At 64.7% G+C, this 14417-nt stretch carries 16 protein-coding genes; 4 read left to right on the top strand and 12 right to left on the bottom strand.

Features of this window, described 5'->3' with window-relative positions; genetic code table 11:
- Positions 1–500: 500 nt before the first annotated feature.
- Positions 501–1199: a HisA/HisF-related TIM barrel protein gene (locus tag NCR35_RS18645; RefSeq protein WP_250535593.1), complete on the bottom strand. Its 699-nt coding sequence runs from the start codon at positions 1197–1199 to the stop codon at positions 501–503.
- Between the two features lie 13 nt (positions 1200–1212).
- Here NCR35_RS18645 and NCR35_RS18640 point away from each other — a divergent pair, with 13 nt between their 5' ends.
- Genes NCR35_RS18640 through NCR35_RS18630 form a run of 3 tightly spaced genes read left to right on the top strand, consistent with a single transcriptional unit; the run spans position 1213 to position 3951 of the window.
- Positions 1213–2244: an ATP-grasp domain-containing protein gene (locus tag NCR35_RS18640; protein ID WP_250535592.1), complete on the top strand. Its 1032-nt coding sequence runs from the start codon at positions 1213–1215 to the stop codon at positions 2242–2244.
- Positions 2241–3359 carry a hydantoinase/oxoprolinase family protein gene (locus NCR35_RS18635; RefSeq protein ID WP_250535591.1) on the top strand — a complete coding sequence of 373 codons (1119 nt, stop codon included), beginning with the start codon at positions 2241–2243 and terminating at the stop codon, positions 3357–3359. The genes NCR35_RS18640 and NCR35_RS18635 overlap by 4 nt, the downstream gene beginning before the upstream one ends.
- 4 nt (positions 3360–3363) lie before the next feature.
- Entirely contained in the window at positions 3364–3951 is a 588-nt protein-coding gene (locus NCR35_RS18630) for an amino acid kinase family protein (protein ID WP_244849592.1), read from the top strand.
- Here NCR35_RS18630 and NCR35_RS18625 read toward each other — a convergent pair.
- From NCR35_RS18625 to NCR35_RS18600, 6 genes are all read right to left on the bottom strand, one after another.
- Positions 3942–4646, bottom strand: coding sequence for a (5-formylfuran-3-yl)methyl phosphate synthase (locus tag NCR35_RS18625; protein ID WP_250535590.1), 705 nt, complete (start codon positions 4644–4646; stop codon positions 3942–3944). The two genes, NCR35_RS18630 and NCR35_RS18625, sit on opposite strands and share 10 nt — an antisense overlap.
- A gap of 22 nt (positions 4647–4668) precedes the next feature.
- Entirely contained in the window at positions 4669–5238 is a 570-nt protein-coding gene (locus NCR35_RS18620; protein ID WP_250535589.1) for a DUF447 domain-containing protein, read from the bottom strand.
- Positions 5239–5323: 85 nt separating this feature from the next.
- Positions 5324–5398, bottom strand: coding sequence for a pyrroloquinoline quinone precursor peptide PqqA (gene pqqA, locus NCR35_RS29890; protein ID WP_008354335.1), 75 nt, complete (start codon positions 5396–5398; stop codon positions 5324–5326).
- A gap of 182 nt (positions 5399–5580) precedes the next feature.
- Positions 5581–6981 (bottom strand): DUF6513 domain-containing protein, encoded by a 1401-nt coding sequence (locus NCR35_RS18610; RefSeq protein WP_250535587.1) that lies wholly within the window; start codon positions 6979–6981, stop codon positions 5581–5583.
- Positions 6960–7559, bottom strand: a complete 600-nt coding sequence (locus tag NCR35_RS18605; protein WP_244849588.1) for a flavoprotein — start codon at positions 7557–7559, stop codon at positions 6960–6962. The genes NCR35_RS18610 and NCR35_RS18605 overlap by 22 nt, the downstream gene beginning before the upstream one ends.
- Positions 7556–9613 (bottom strand): sigma-54-dependent Fis family transcriptional regulator, encoded by a 2058-nt coding sequence (locus NCR35_RS18600; protein WP_250535586.1) that lies wholly within the window; start codon positions 9611–9613, stop codon positions 7556–7558. Before NCR35_RS18600 ends, NCR35_RS18605 begins: the two co-directional genes overlap by 4 nt.
- A 384-nt stretch (positions 9614–9997) precedes the next feature.
- Here NCR35_RS18600 and NCR35_RS18595 point away from each other — a divergent pair, with 384 nt between their 5' ends.
- Positions 9998–10435 carry a dihydroneopterin aldolase gene (locus NCR35_RS18595; protein WP_250535706.1) on the top strand — a complete coding sequence of 146 codons (438 nt, stop codon included), beginning with the start codon at positions 9998–10000 and terminating at the stop codon, positions 10433–10435.
- A gap of 15 nt (positions 10436–10450) precedes the next feature.
- On the opposite strand, the gene NCR35_RS18590 is transcribed toward NCR35_RS18595, so the two are convergent.
- From NCR35_RS18590 to mch, 5 genes are all read right to left on the bottom strand, one after another.
- Positions 10451–10849 (bottom strand): hypothetical protein, encoded by a 399-nt coding sequence (locus NCR35_RS18590; RefSeq protein WP_250535585.1) that lies wholly within the window; start codon positions 10847–10849, stop codon positions 10451–10453.
- An 84-nt stretch (positions 10850–10933) separates the two neighbouring features.
- Positions 10934–11443 carry a formaldehyde-activating enzyme gene (fae, locus tag NCR35_RS18585; RefSeq protein WP_206468853.1) on the bottom strand — a complete coding sequence of 170 codons (510 nt, stop codon included), beginning with the start codon at positions 11441–11443 and terminating at the stop codon, positions 10934–10936.
- A 190-nt stretch (positions 11444–11633) separates the two neighbouring features.
- Positions 11634–12485 carry a triphosphoribosyl-dephospho-CoA synthase gene (locus NCR35_RS18580; protein ID WP_250535584.1) on the bottom strand — a complete coding sequence of 284 codons (852 nt, stop codon included), beginning with the start codon at positions 12483–12485 and terminating at the stop codon, positions 11634–11636.
- Complete coding sequence (locus tag NCR35_RS18575) at positions 12472–13431, bottom strand: ATP-grasp domain-containing protein (protein WP_502801700.1); 960 nt, start codon at positions 13429–13431, stop codon at positions 12472–12474. The genes NCR35_RS18580 and NCR35_RS18575 overlap by 14 nt, the downstream gene beginning before the upstream one ends.
- Entirely contained in the window at positions 13404–14414 is a 1011-nt protein-coding gene (mch, locus tag NCR35_RS18570) for a methenyltetrahydromethanopterin cyclohydrolase (RefSeq protein ID WP_250535582.1), read from the bottom strand. Before mch ends, NCR35_RS18575 begins: the two co-directional genes overlap by 28 nt.
- Between the last annotated feature and the right edge of the window lie 3 nt (positions 14415–14417).

Below are 14417 nucleotides of genomic sequence, written 5' to 3'. Positions count from 1 at the left end.
CTTGGCTCGTTAACACCACACCCCGTTTAGTGCTTCTCGCTTCGAATCGCGTACCGTGCCGCGCATCAGTTCGTCGAGGCGCGGCTATGCCAGCACTGAGATCAACGTTTGACAAGCACCCATACCGTTGCAAGCGTTGGGTGTTAACGAGCCAAGGGGCTCGGAGGACGTGGCGGTCAGCGGGCGTGGAAGGTGATTCAAGGTTGATTCAAACTGAGTGCCAATGCTCTTCTGCGAAGTGACCACACTCTTGCTGCTGTGGGCCCACAAAAGCTGCTTTCTTTGGTTACTTTCTTTGCAGCAGCAAAGAAAGTGACCCCCGCCCCCGGGGAGGGGCAACGCCAATAGACCGACACGAAAACAAGTTCCGCGAAGAAAAAACTGATGCAGAACAAACACACATGAAACACACTGTCACGCCTCAGCGGCAGCTTAAAGACCACAACACCGAACCAATGCCATTGGCACAAATATTGAGTCCTGCAGAGGCGACCGCCAACTCAAACCGTCCGATCATGAATCGCAGAAGCAACGAGCCACCCGTGCGCGCCGCGCACCCCGACCTGCGTGAGGTCGTCGCGATCCCGCACCCCTCCCGCGCCGATGAGAGAGCGCTCACCGGCCAGAGCCCGCACGGCATGGAACGTATCGAGGTCCGGCCCCGCCTTGGCACCGACATGATCCAGCGTCATCACGATCACGCGCGAAGGCCACCACGCGCTATCGCCATTAAGGGCACCCAGCGCGCGCCCGCCGCGAAAGTCGAGCGAGAGAATCGGTTCATAGCCGGCGGCACTCGCTTCGGCAATCGCGTTTGCGTCGAGCAAGGTCTCCGTACCGAACACGGGCACGAGCGTCGCAGCCGCAGCGCATGGCGTCATATTCACGACGCGTTCGAACAGCGCGCGCATCGACGCAAAATCGCGAAAGCCCGCATCGAGCCAGATAGCGACGTCATCGCCGAGCGCCTCCCGCAGCGCCGCCAGCGTGTCGATATGCGCGCCGCGCCCGAGAATCGCGCCGAGATCGGCGACGTATAGCGTGCAAGCGCCGGTCGCGGCCAGCAGAGCACGGGCGACCTCCAACGGTTCGCTCGTCGCGCACAACGAAGACTGGATCGGCCGGTAGCGCGAACGCTCGCCGCGCACTGCGCGCACCGCATGGCCGTCGAGCAGATCGAGAACGGGTATCACCTGCATGGATGGCTTCCCCTTGACCAGAATATTCGTGTTCGAGTATCTCACCGGCGGCGGCATCGATCCCGATGTCGCGAGCGCAAGCACGCTCGCCGATCTCAGCGCGCTCATCGTCGAAGGCCGCGTCATGCGCGACGCCATCGCCGCCGACTTGCGCGCGCTCGAAGGCGTCGATGTCACCGTCGCCACGTCGCGCTTCGAGCACATGAGCAAGGATCACGCGCATGTGCGCCCGCAGCCCGGCGAGCCGATCACGCGCTTCGTCTCACGCATCGCCCGTGAGCACGACTATGCCATCATCATCGCGCCCGAATGCGACGGTCTGTTGTTGCAACTGCACGATGCCGTCGGCGCGGCGCGCTGGCTCGGCTGCGCAAAAGAAGCCATACGCACGGCGTCGAGCAAAAGCGCGACAGCCGCATGCCTCGCGGCACACGACATCGCCGTGACGCCCGCGCTCGAACCCGAGCAGGCGGTCGCGGCACACGGACGACGCTGGGTCGTGAAGCCCGATGACGGCGCGGGCGCACTCGACACGTATGTCTACGATCAACTCGACGCAGCCCGCGAAGAACACGAAGCGCGCGCTGCGGCCGGGCGCAGTCCCGTTCTGCAAGAATGGGTCGATGGCGAACCGCTCAGTCTTTCGCTTCTCTGCGATGACGCGGGCGCGCGCCTCTTGTCCATCAACCATCAACGTATCGCGCTTTCCGAAGCGGCGCACCCGAAGCGTCACGAATGCGTCGTGCAGTTCGATGGCGTCGATGTGAATACCGTTGCACGCCATGGCGAGCGAGGGCGCGCGCTCGAAGGACTCGCGCAGCGCGTGGCGCATGCGCTTCCCGGCTTGCGCGGCTTCGCGGGCATCGACCTCGTATGGCACCCGCAACGCGGACCTGTGGTCATCGAAATCAACCCGCGCGTGACGATGGCTTATGCCGAACTCAGCAAGACGCGCAACATCGCGGCCGAATTGCTCGCGGCGCATGGTGTACCGGGCTTCGAACAACGTGACTCATATTTGCGCGCATGCGGAGCGTCGTCATGACGACGCGTGCGGGCGGCGCGCCGGTCTTCGGCTGGGACGTGGGCGGCGCGCATGTGAAGGTGTGCCTCGCGACGGCGGGCGCGGCGGTCGATGTCGCGCAATGGGCGTGTCCGTTGTGGCAAGGCATCGCGCATCTTGAGCGCACCGTCGATAGCGTGTTCGAACGCTGGCCGCAAGCCGCCGACGCCACGGCGCGCCACGCGGTCACCATGACCGGCGAAATGGTCGATCTTTTTGCGGACCGCGCAGAAGGCGTGCGCACGCTGACCCGCATGCTCGCGCAACGGCTGGGCCCGCGCACGCTCTTTTACGGCGGCAAAGCGAACTGGCTCGCGCGTTCCGCGTGCCGCGAGGGCTGGCGCAAGATCGCATCGGCGAACTGGCTCGCCACCGCGGAATACGTCGCGACCCGCTTGCCCCATGCCTTGCTCGTCGATATCGGCAGCACGACCACGGACATCATTCCGATCGTCGCAGGCCATGTCGCCGCACGCGGCATGAACGATGCACAGCGTCTCGTGAGCGGCGAGCTCGTGTATCAAGGCGTCGTTCGCACGCCGTTGTGCGGCGTCGCGCATCGCATCGCATTCAGGGGCGAAACCACGGGCGTGATGAACGAGTGGTTCGCGACGACAGCGGACGTGTATCGCCTGACCGGCGAGTTGTGGGCCGAGCACGACCAGCATCCGAGCGCGGACAACGGCCCGAAGACGGAAGCCGCGAGCCGAGCCCGTATTGCACGAATGATCGGACGTGACGCGTGCGATGCAAGCCCCGATGAATGGCGGCGATTCGCGCTTGCATGGCGGCGTGAACAGTTGCGCGTGCTCGAAACCAATCTGGCTCGCGTGAGCGCGCAACACGAGTCGTTGGCAAGGGCGCCTATCGTCGGCGCAGGATGCGGGCGCTTCCTGGCCGCAGCGCTCGCGCAACAGGAGGCGCGCAGCTACGTGGACTTCGCGCGGCTCGCGGGAATCGCGTCTGACGATGCCGCGCAATACGAATGGGCTTCGACGTGCGCGCCGAGCGTGGCGGTGGCGCTGCTGGCTTCGTCGCCCGTAACGGATATGAATACGGGCGGTTCGAACGAGGCGGTCAATCTCGAACGAGGATAACGGCATGTGGGTGATCAAGATCGGCGGAAGCCTGAGCCACGATCCCGTGCTGCGCGAGTGGCTCACGCGGCTGTGGGAACTGGGCGGCGGGCGTGTCGTGATCGTGCCTGGCGGCGGCGATTTCGCGGATGCGGTGCGGCAGTATCAGCGCGAATGGCGCTTCGACGACCTCGCCGCGCATAACATGTGTCTGCTCGCGATGACCCAATACGCGATTCTCATGCAGGGCGTGCTGCCCGAGCTCGTGCTCGCCTCGAACGAAGAACGCATCCGGCGCGCGCTGCGCGATGGCCAGGTGGCCGTTTGGGTGCCGACCGATCTGATGCGCACCACGCCCGACTCGATGACCAACTGGGACACGACATCCGACAGTCTCGCCGCGTGGCTTTCGACGACGCTCAATGCCGAGCGGCTGATGATCGTTAAGTCGTGCGCGATCGAAGCGCACGCGCCGCTCGAAGCGCTCGCCGCAAGCGGCGTGATCGACAGACGTTTTCCCGCCTACGTCAGAGACGCGAACTATCTGGTGGAAGTGTTCAGCAAGGGCGATGCGTCGGTCATGCGCGAGCGGCTGCTCGCATTTCACGCGTGAGCGGTCATGCGCTCGCCATGCAGCGCACGCGACCACTGACGCACACGCGATGCGTCGAGCCGTCCCGTGCGTCCATCGCGCTCGTCGCATAGCGCGCCTCTGAAGCCCGCAATATCCGGTGCAAGCGCGCGTATTCGTTCAAGGTCGCGCCAGCCTAGCGATCCTGCGAGGGCGGTCATCATGCCGCGCGACCGCGCTTGCGAAAGGCATGTGACGAGCGTCGCCGTATCGACGCAATCGAACAGCGTGCGGCCGTCCTTGTTCGCGGTATCGAAGACGAGTGCGACGAAGCCGAGCTGCGCGGCGAGTGTAACGAGCGATCGCACTATGCCGTCGTCCGAAAGCAGCACCGGCACGACCGTCGCCGGCAAGGTCGCCAGATGACGCAAGCACCCCGCGGCGCGCGGTCCCGGCGCGACGCCGGCCTTCACATAATCGACGCCGGTGCTCGCGACGTCCAGCACGCGGCTCGTCATTTCATCGAGCGCGTCGTTCGGCAAGTCTCCGATGGTCGCGCTGATAGGCCGCACCGCGTACCGCGCCCGCAATGCGCTAACGATGCGCTTTATGTCGTCCGTCGCGACGCCCCCCAGTGCGCCCGCGTGTGGTTCCTTCAGATCGATCACGTCCGCGCCCGCTTGCGCGGCATCGAGCGCTTCATCCACCGAGCGGACGCTTGCGAGCAATGCGGTCATGGTCGAACTCCCGAGCGTTAAATCAGGGATAAAGCGTCTTTGCGCGATGCTGTTCGATGGCCTGCAATAGCCAGTTCCACGCGGTGCGTTCGGCATCGCCCGCTGTCTTCTCGATGGCAATACGCAGATAGTCGATCTCGCTATCTACCTTCTCTTGCGGCAGCATGAATAGACGGCTCACCAGAATCGCGCCTTCCACCACCGCAGCTTGCGCGCGATTGAAGCCGGGGAACGGCGCATGCGTCTCGCGATGCACGCACGCCATGCGCAGCGTGGGGCGCGTGTCGTCATCGTTCATTTCGACCAGTTGCAACTCCGCATGCGCGAGCGTTTGCGCGAGCCGCACGCTCGACACCGCTGTTGCGCGAAGCGTCGGCCAGTCGCGCTGAAAGCCCGTGACGCAACCCGCGAACACGCGCACATCCGTCGTGAAGTTGATGACGGCGCTTCGCGTCGCAATGACGTTATCGAGCGTCGTCGACGGGCGAAACGGCGCGAGAATGGCTGACTCTTCCTCGAAGCGCACGCCCATCGGCGCGACATGCGGACGGCCATCGCGATCCGCCGTGGTGACGATCGTCTCGTAGATCATGGCTGTCCGCGCGCGCGTTCACAGGCATGTGGCTCGCACGAAGGCGCATTGACGCACGCGGCTTCGTGCAAGTGGGACGTTGCACTCAGCGCGTGGCGATATACATCGTGATTTCGAAACCGAAGCGCATATCGGTGAAGCTCGGCGTGGTCCATTGCATGGCACTTTCTCCTTGGTTGAACGAGTGAATCAGTCGATGCCAACGACGCCCTTTCAATTCGAGCGGCGTGCGCGTGCGAACGCACGCAAGCGCCATGCCAAACGGAGATGCTTCCTCTGCGCGCATGACTGTGACGGAAACGCAGCAAAGTGTCCCGCCGGGTGACGCGAAAGGCGGGTCGATCAGCGCTTTTTCATGGTCGTGCCGGGCGCGTGCCATGCCGTCAGATCTTCCTCAGGACGATCCACCTCGCATCCCCAATCGAGCGGCTGGTCCTGATCGAAGCGCTTGCCGAGTTGCCATGCGATCTCGGCCCGCGCCAGCTGCACGCCCATGTAGAACGCGTGGCCGCCGTCGGCCTCCAGCTTGAGGTCGGGGTAAAGCGCGAACGGGTCGGTGGCAATACGATGCCCATCACGGTTATAGACATGAATCCCCTCGGCCGAAACCTGAACGCGAAAGTTAGGATCGCGTACGAACTGCGAAAGTTCGTGAACCTCTTCGGCGCTGTAGGGAAAAGGGCGCTTGGCATGCAGCGCGGACAGGTCGCCCGACATGCCCTTGGGCAGCGTCTGCGTTTCGCGTGCGGCGTGCATCACGCGTCGCGCGACATCGGCCTCGCGCACGGCACGGCGCGCATGCAGGCTCACGGACGTCGTGAGCACGGCCGCGATGCGCAGTTCCGCCGCCATGCCGAGCAGCACCGCGTTGATGCCGCTCGTGTCCGCTTCCGTCAACTCGGTCACGTTGCCGATGCCCATCATGATCGCAACATCGGGATGACGCTCGCGCAAGCTCACATAACGCGCGATGGATGCCGCGAGCCCGAAGGGAATCGGATCGAGAATCGGGTCGGCGAGGAACGGTCGATTGCGTGCTTTCATCGCGTCGATGGCCGCTTCGAGCGATGCCATGTCGTGCGGCTCGCGCGGCACGAGTACGGGCGTCGATGCCGTTTGGTCCGCAATCCACAGCGTATCGACGTTCAGGCTCATCAGGTAATCGGCGCCTGCGCGTGCGCCGCGCACCAGCTCGTCGGTGAGCATCGAATCGACGCTCACGCGATAGCCCTGTTCCTTGAGCATCGCCACCGCGTCTTCGAGATGCGGAAACGGCGTCTCGGGCAGGCAGCCGATGTCGATCACATCCGCGCCCTGTTTAGCGTACTCGCGCGCGCGGGCGGCGATGCCTTCGAGGTCGAGACGCGGCGCATCGACGATCTCCGCGAAGATCTCCGTCTCGTAGCGCGATAGATCGACATGCCTCGCTTCGCGCCCGAAGAACTGCGGCAAGTCCTTCACTTCCTCCGGACCGCGCTCGACCTTCACGCCGAAGTGCGCGGTGAGCGCATCGAGGTCGCCGCGGCATCGGCCCGGCACGATCATGCGGCTCGTGCCTTCGCCGAGCGGCGTCGCGACGCGTCGGCGAATCATGTCGGCGGTCATGAGGCCCGCCACTTGCAGCCCGATCTCGCGCACTTCCCATGTAAAGGGCGATGCGGCGCTTGTCGGCGCAATGCCTTCGAGCACGCGACGAAGGCTCTGTTCGGCGAGCCTGCCCGTCAGGAAGACAATGTGTTCCATGCGAGATTCAGGTCCGAAAGCCGTTGTTCGAGGGCGGCCTTCAGGTCGTCGAGCGTGCGCGCGACAGTCGTATGTTCGATGCGCGCCAGGCGTTCGACGTTATCGAGCTCGATGGCGCGCGGCCTCACTTCGACCCATTCGTGGGGCGTTTGCGTGATGACGCTCGGCGCCGTATCGCATGCGAAAACGATGCCCGGCACGCATTGCTTGCCGGCTTGCGCAAAGAGATTGGTGGGCAATGTGTCGGAGATGCCGAGCGCGCACTTCGCCACCGTGTTGCTGGTTGCTGGCGCAATCACGACGGTGTGATATTCGCCGTGATAGATCATGCCCACGGGTACGCTGCTCGCGCTGTTGTCGCGAAAGACCTTGAAGTGCTCGCGCAGCTTACGGATAGGCCAGCCATAGAGCGGCAGCACTTCTTCGCCCGCGCGTGACAGGAAAAGATCGCAGCGCGGCAGGCGCAAAGCGAGTTCGAGCGATTCTTCGATCATGTGCCCCGAACCGGTCACGCACCACGCGAAGCGCGCGTCGGGCTTGAACTCGTCGAGCCGGCGAGCGGGCGCGGGCTGCGTCATGCGTGATCCGGCGTGGCCGAATCGTGCGACAGCCTGATGTGCAGCCGATGCATCTTGCGATACAACGTGTTCCGGCTGATGCCGAGCACCTTCGCGACGTTGCTCACGTTCCAGCGATGTTCGTCGAGCAGCATCAACACGGTCTCGCGTTCCCTCACCTGTATTGCGTTGAGCGCGGACGTGTCGGCGTCGTCGGTGAGATGCGGCAGTGGCGACGTGGCGCTTGCCGTGGACCCACTCGTCGCGCTCACGGCACGCGCGCCGTTCACGATCTCGGGCGGCAGATGCGCGCAGCGAATCTCGGGACCGTCGCAGAGCGCGATCGCCATTTGCAGGACGTGCCGCAATTGACGGATATTGCCGGGCCACGAATAACTCAGCAAAGCCTGTCGTGCTTCGGCGCTCAGCGCGGGTGGATCGTTGGATTCGGTTTCGAGAATATGGCCGATGAGCGCGAGCGCATCGGCGCGTTCGCGCAGCGGCGGCAAGTTGATCTCGATGCCGTTGAGCCGGTAATACAGGTCTTCGCGAAAGAGGCCTGTCTGCACGAGCTCCGCGAGATTGCGGTGACTCGCGCTAATGAGTTGGAAGTCCACCTTCACGGTCGTTTCCGCGCCGAGCGGCGTGACTTCGTGTTCTTCGAGCACGCGCAGCAGCCGCGCCTGCAGCGTGAGCGGCATGTCGCCGATCTCATCGAGGAAGAGCGTGCCGCCGTTCGCCTGCACGATCTTGCCGCGCCGTCCTTCACGCTGCGCGCCGGTGAATGCGCCCGCGCGGTAACCGAACAACTCGCTTTCGATGAGATTCTCCGGCAGCGACGCGCAATTCACCGCGACGAACGCGCCCGCTCCGTTCGGGCTGATGCTGTGCAGCGCATTGGCGAAGACTTCTTTGCCGGTGCCCGTTTGCCCGCGCAGGATGATCGGTATCTTGCGTTGAATCACGCGTGCGGCAAGCTGAATCTGCGAGGCCATGCGCGGATCGCCGAATTCCAGATGCGAGAGCTTGTCGAGACGGCCTGCGCCCGCAACCGCATTCTCGCGCGACTCCTTGCGCGCCGGCTTGACACGCGTGCTTGTCGTCAACGCGGAGTCGTTCATCAGTATGCGCGTCGCGCCGCCTGCCGCTTCGCGCGGCGTCTGCGCGGTGAGAAAGAAGCGGCTGTTCGCCTTCGCGCTATACACCGTGACCGGATGAAACGAGCCGCGTATGCTGCGCGCGATCATGTCGTCGAGCGACGCGTTGAACGCCTCTTCGATGCGCTTGCCGCACAGTTCCGCGGGCGTGCGCAGATCGAGCTGAAAGAGCGCGCTGCGGCTCGCGGCCAGCACCACGCCGTCGTCGCTGACCGCGAGCTTGCCCGCGTGCAGCGTGCCGACGAATTCCGGCCGGCTATGGAAGTGGATCATGTTCGCGTGCCGGTAGCGCGCATCGATCAGACGATTTTCTATCATCTGCCGCGACATGCCGACGAGCACCAGCGAATGCTGCTGCAAGAGCTTCGAGCGGCTCGTGACATCGAGCACGCCGGCGATCGTGCCGCGTTCGTCGAAGATCGGCGCGGCGGAGCAGGTGAGCGACGTATAGCGCGGATAAAAGTGCTCGTGCTGGCACACGGCAATGCAGTCGCGCTCGATCAGGCACGTGCCCATGCCGTTGGTGCCGGCTTCGCGCTCGCTCCACAGCGCGCCCACGCGCAGGCCGTCGGCAGCGACGGCCTCGCCGAACGGCACCGAGGACACCTGATGCACGATCACGCCGTCCGCATCGACGAGCACGACTGCAAGTTCAGGATCGGCAAGTTGCTGATACAGCGTCGTCATTTCCAACTTGGAGCACGCGATGAGATCGCTCGCCGCTTCGCGGCGCTCGGTGAGTTCGCGCGATGTCAGCACGGGCGGCATCACGAAGCGCGCCGGGTCGAGGTGGAACTCGGTGAGGCAACGCATCCACGATTGCGCGACGGAATCGCTCGCGCGCCGCGTGGCGAGCGGGTTATTGACGATGTTCAGCACTTCCCGGACATGCGTGTCTACGTCAGCAAGCGACGACATGGGGCCGTGTCTCCGTGGCGTTTTTCGTTGCGTTCGCGCATGAGCCGCGCGTTGCGTCCGACGCCGAATCTGTTGTGTTTCCGCGGGCGCCGCGGCCTCCGCGGCACTTTCGTTGCCGTCGTGCTGTAGCCGTTCGCGTGCGCGCCTCGTGGCCGGGCGTGCGTTTCGGTCAGGATTTCCGCCCCGCTCTGGCCCGGTTCCCAAAAACTCTACATCCGATGGCGCGCCGGTTCAATAAGTAGTCGCATAGAGTTTGGCGCTGCGCGCGGTTTTTGCTTTTCTCGTCGAATCACCCGCGTTTGACGCTTTCATCACTCACCGGGCCGCTCGCGCGGCGACACGCACATGGGCCGATTCGATCCGATCCGCGAAGCCGTTCGCGACATGGCGCCGCGCGCTGCCGAGGAAAACCCGCCGATGGATATCGTTTTTATCGAGGGACTGACAGGGCAGACGGTGATCGGCATCGACAAGAGCGAGCTGCACATCGCGCAGCCCGTGCGCATGAGTCTCGCGATCGGCGTGCCGTCGCTGCGGGCATGCACGACGGATCGTATCGAGGACACGGTCAACTACGCTGCGGTGCGCGAAGCCGTTCACGCGCTGCTTGCGTCGCATCGCGTTCAGCTATTGGAGGCGCTGGCCGAGCACATCGCACAACTCGTCATCGCGCGGTTCGGGGCGCATTGGGTGAGGGTGTCGCTCGCGAAGCCCGCGAAGTTCGACGATGTCGATGCGGTCGGCGTCGTGATCGAGCGGCGGCGCGCGCCGTCCATGCAAGGCGGGCTCGGCTGGATCGGCCTGGGCTACGTGCCGCAATAAGCCTTGCGTGCAGCGTTATTTCGCGGCCGCTGCGGGCTTCACGAGTCCGCACGCCCTGAATGCTTCGCGCTGCAACTCGCGATACTTCTTCGTCTGCGCCTTCGCGCGATCGACGCGAAACTCTGCGCCGCCTTCGCCGCCGAGCGCGGCGTATTTCGAAAACGTCGATTGCTCCACGAAGTCGTCATAGGTGAGCACTTGCGCGATCTTGTCGATGGCGCACGAGCACTTGTAGACGTTCACGAAGTCATGCCCGTTGTCGTCCATGCAGGCGAGCACGTATTCCACGCGGCCTTCGGTCGGATAGTCGTGGCCTTGCGCCGGCACGCCTGCGGCCGCGAACGACAGCGGGCACACGAACGCCAGGGCGACGAACACGCTAAACACGCTAAGCGCGCTGCAACGTGGAGTCATTCGATGAACCTCGTATCGTGGTCGATGACATGCGGCCGGCGCGCAACGGCGACGCCGGCCGCATTCTCGACGGCATATTGACGATCAGGCCGCCGCGAACGGATGCGCGACCGATGACTTCCTCGACACCACTTCGGATGCCTTCGGCTCGCCCGCTACCGCGCGCTGAATGGCTTCTTTCGTCGCCTGATAGTTGAACTCCTGAATCTTCTTGTCGTCGGTTGCTTCCCAGTGAATGAACACACCGACACAGATAAAGAGGTCGTCGGCTTCGTCGGCCGGAATCGTGCCGTCTTCCACGCTGTCGGCGACCGCGAGTGCCACCGCATGCTGCGCCGGCCCGAACATCTGCACGGCCTGCTTTGCGCCCTTGATGGTGACCTTGTTGAAGAGAATCGTATTGGGCTTGGTGATGAGATTGGGCGCGACCACGGCCAAGAGCGACGTGAAGCCGTCCTTGTTGTTCGTGAGCGCGTGGCAGAACGCGGTCTCCGCAGCGGAGCCTCGCGGTCCGATGATCAAGTCGATATGAGCGACCTCGTTGCCGTCGCCAACGAGCGACTCGCCTATCAGGACGCGGTTGATCTTGGCCATGCTGTTCCTCCAGTGAAGGGTTCTTGGGACGATCGACTTGCTCCAGGGCTCAGGCGGCCACGGTCGATTACCCGAAGACCGCGCAACACATCCTCGATGCAAACGGCTGCACAGAGGGCGGCATAACCGCGTACGTCCTAAACATGAACCGTGCCAATTTCCCGGTATGGCGACGCGCGCATCGACTGATTCATGCGGTCACGAGCGCGACGAAAAGCGTCGCCACGGCGAGGTCCGCGCTCGTTCCCGGGTTGATGCGTTGCGCCTTGAGTTCGGCGTCCCATGCGTCGAGCGCCGGCGCGTGCGAAGGACGTCCCGCTCCGTGCCAGTTCCCGCGTTGAACGGCTGCATCTCGCGTGACACTTTGCGCCGCCGCCGCGCCGTGCTTGCGCACAATGTGCGAGTCCGGCCAGAGCGAGAGGAACGTGAGGAACGTATCGAGCATGGCCGCGTGTGGATTCGCGATGCCCGCGTCTTTCGCCGCATCGAGGCCCGCGCCGAACACGTCGGCGAAACCGTTCGCGTATTGCCGCGCGATGCTGTCGCGGTTCGCGGCGAGCGTCATCGCGGCGCGCAAGTCCACGGTCGGCGGCGCATGCACGGATTGCTCGCGTGCTTCGCCGAGGCCGCCGGGATTGGCGAGCGCGATCGCACGATAGGCGAGACGGGCATCGTCGAGATCGAGCGATGCAAGCGTCGCTTCTGTGGCGGCATGCCAATGCTCGATGTCGATCGGATGGTCGCGCGGCAGGCGTTCGAGTGCAGCGCACAACGGCGCGGCGAGCAGCACGATGCCGAGATTCGTGTTGCAGCCGACTGCGTCGGAAGTACGGCGCACGGCGTCGAGAAGGCGCATGCCGACGCTTGCGCTCGCGACGAAGAGTCCCGCCGCCGCCATTTCCGCGCTCTCGATGAACTGCGCCGCTGTCATGCCGTGACCCGCGCTCGCGATGCTTACGTTGCCGGGCTTGCGCGTCTCCACATCGAGCGCGCAGGCGCGCATGAACGCTTCGCGCGCGTGGATCGGATCAGGCGCGGGCATCGCCGCTTGCCAATGCGAGCGTGCGCTGCGACAGAGCGAGCTTCCGGTCGAGCAGATCATCGGCAAGCAACGCGGCGATATCGAGCGGCGTCACCGACTGCAACCCGCGCCACGCTGCCACGCCGTTCACTTCGAGCACGAGCGGCCGTCCTTCGGCTGCGATCAGATCGACGCCCGCATAGTCCAGGCCGAGCGCGTGGCTCGCCCGCACCGCAGTATCGGCGAGCGAGGGCGTAAGGTCGGCCGGCTCGCAACGCGCGCCACGCGCGAAGTTGTGAATCCAGTCGTCGCCGCCCACGCGCTTCATCGCCGCGACCGCCCGCGTGCCGATCACGAGCACGCGCCAGTCGAAGCCGGGATGCCCGGCATCGACATAACGCTGTAGATACGCCACGCCATTGAAGTCTTCGAGCGATGGCAACGTTTCGCGTGCGTCGTCGCCGAGCCGCCGCAAGCCTTTGCCTTGCGAGCCGAAGAGCGGCTTCATCACGAGCTTGCGGCCCGCCGCCGCTTCGCGCATCAGCACGCGCTTGGCGAATGCGGGCGATTCGCCGGCCCATGTCGCGGGCGTCGGCACGCCGAAGCGGTTGAGCAGAAAGCTCGTCATCGACTTGTCGACGCTGCGTTCGATGGCGCGGGCGTCGTTATAGACCGGCACGCCGCTTTCGCGCAGCGCATGCAGGATGCCGAGCCGCAGCGTCACCTGTTCGAATGTGCCGCCCGCGATGCCGCGCACGAACACCGCATCCGGCAGCGCGTGGCCGAAGCCGGGAATGGCGAGGCCATGCGGAGGCCACGTCGTATCGATGCGGCAATCCGCGAGATCGACACAACGCGCCTCGACGCCGCGCGCGCGGAACGCTTTCTTCAGACGGCTCGTGTGCCAGCCGGTCTCGTCGGTCATGATCGCGATGCGCGTCATGGCGTTTCCTGCGTGACGTGCCATTGCGCGTGAAGCAACGCGTGGTCGAGCTTGCCGCCGTGATACGTCGCGCCGCTTTCGAGACTCGACACCCACGCTTCGGCGGGCGCGAAGAGCGCGGCGTCGATCTGATAGAAGTCGTAGTTAAATGACTTGAAGATTTCGGCGAAAGGCTTGCCGTAGTCCCGCGCGTTCGAAGACGGCAACTCGGCCGCGAGCCGTCGTGCGGCTGCATCGCTCTTGACTGTGAGATGCACGCGGCCGCCGTAGAGGATGGCGTCGTTGGTACGGCCCATTGCCTGCGTGTCGTCGGGCGCGGGCGGCGGCAAAGGCGCGCTGCCGCTCGCTTCTACGATCTCGCTCAAGTCCACGCCCAGCACGTGCGTCTTGTGCAGCGCAACTTCCACGACGCGCGCCACGACCTGCACCGTGCCCGCGACAGAATGTGTCGGCGTCACCGCGATGACGAGCTTGTCGGGCGCGAGGCCGCAGTCGTCGATCACCTTGTCGATGACCACTTGCGGCGGCAGGCGATTCACTTCCATGACGAGCGCGCCGCGTTCGTGTTTGTCGCGATAGCCGAGTTCATCGAAGAGCGGCTCCTTGCACGCAAGCGCGCGCGCAGGGCCCGAGCCTAGCGAGAAGAACTTCTTGCCGCCCGTTTCCTCTTTGGTCGCGGAGAGACTCCAGCCCGCGTACTGGCTTCCGAGGCAGGCGAGCACCGGATTCGACGTATGCACTTCGATAAAGACGGGCCAGAGCGGAGCGGCTTCGAACGCCATGCGGCGCGCAACGTGTCCGAGCCCGCCCATGCAGATTCGCGCGATGAGAATGCCGGCATCCGCGCTACCCGCTGCATCGACGCCTGCATCCACGATGGTCGTGCCCGCAGGCGTGCGCGTGATGCCGACGCGAAGCTCTTCGCTGCGTTCGATTAGCTGCGCGACGAGCGGCTCGCTCATCGCGTTGACGCTCAATCCGGCGGGGAGGGGAGAAGTCAGTGTCATGGG

This window comes from Caballeronia sp. AZ10_KS36, assembly GCF_023631105.1.
Taxonomy (GTDB): domain Bacteria; phylum Pseudomonadota; class Gammaproteobacteria; order Burkholderiales; family Burkholderiaceae; genus Caballeronia.
Note: the sequence above shows the minus strand (reverse complement) of the source record. Positions and strands in the feature narration are given on the sequence as shown.

Excerpts from the sequence above, each read along its gene's own strand:
- NCR35_RS18605 (WP_244849588.1), bottom strand. The coding sequence starts at position 7,559 with ATGACGCAGCCCGCGCCCGCTCGCCGGCTCGACGAGTTCAAGCCCGAC.
- NCR35_RS18575 (WP_502801700.1), bottom strand. The coding sequence starts at position 13,431 with ATGGCACGTCACGCAGGAAACGCCATGACGCGCATCGCGATCATGACC.
- fae (WP_206468853.1), bottom strand. The coding sequence starts at position 11,443 with ATGGCCAAGATCAACCGCGTCCTGATAGGCGAGTCGCTCGTTGGCGAC.
- NCR35_RS18630 (WP_244849592.1), top strand. The coding sequence starts at position 3,364 with ATGTGGGTGATCAAGATCGGCGGAAGCCTGAGCCACGATCCCGTGCTG.
- mch (WP_250535582.1), bottom strand. The coding sequence starts at position 14,414 with ATGACACTGACTTCTCCCCTCCCCGCCGGATTGAGCGTCAACGCGATG.
- NCR35_RS18590 (WP_250535585.1), bottom strand. The coding sequence starts at position 10,849 with ATGACTCCACGTTGCAGCGCGCTTAGCGTGTTTAGCGTGTTCGTCGCC.
- NCR35_RS18625 (WP_250535590.1), bottom strand. The coding sequence starts at position 4,646 with ATGACCGCATTGCTCGCAAGCGTCCGCTCGGTGGATGAAGCGCTCGAT.
- NCR35_RS18595 (WP_250535706.1), top strand. The coding sequence starts at position 9,998 with ATGGCGCCGCGCGCTGCCGAGGAAAACCCGCCGATGGATATCGTTTTT.
- NCR35_RS18635 (WP_250535591.1), top strand. The coding sequence starts at position 2,241 with ATGACGACGCGTGCGGGCGGCGCGCCGGTCTTCGGCTGGGACGTGGGC.
- NCR35_RS18645 (WP_250535593.1), bottom strand. The coding sequence starts at position 1,199 with ATGCAGGTGATACCCGTTCTCGATCTGCTCGACGGCCATGCGGTGCGC.
- NCR35_RS18610 (WP_250535587.1), bottom strand. The coding sequence starts at position 6,981 with ATGGAACACATTGTCTTCCTGACGGGCAGGCTCGCCGAACAGAGCCTT.
- NCR35_RS18600 (WP_250535586.1), bottom strand. The coding sequence starts at position 9,613 with ATGTCGTCGCTTGCTGACGTAGACACGCATGTCCGGGAAGTGCTGAAC.
- NCR35_RS18580 (WP_250535584.1), bottom strand. The coding sequence starts at position 12,485 with ATGCCCGCGCCTGATCCGATCCACGCGCGCGAAGCGTTCATGCGCGCC.
- NCR35_RS18620 (WP_250535589.1), bottom strand. The coding sequence starts at position 5,238 with ATGATCTACGAGACGATCGTCACCACGGCGGATCGCGATGGCCGTCCG.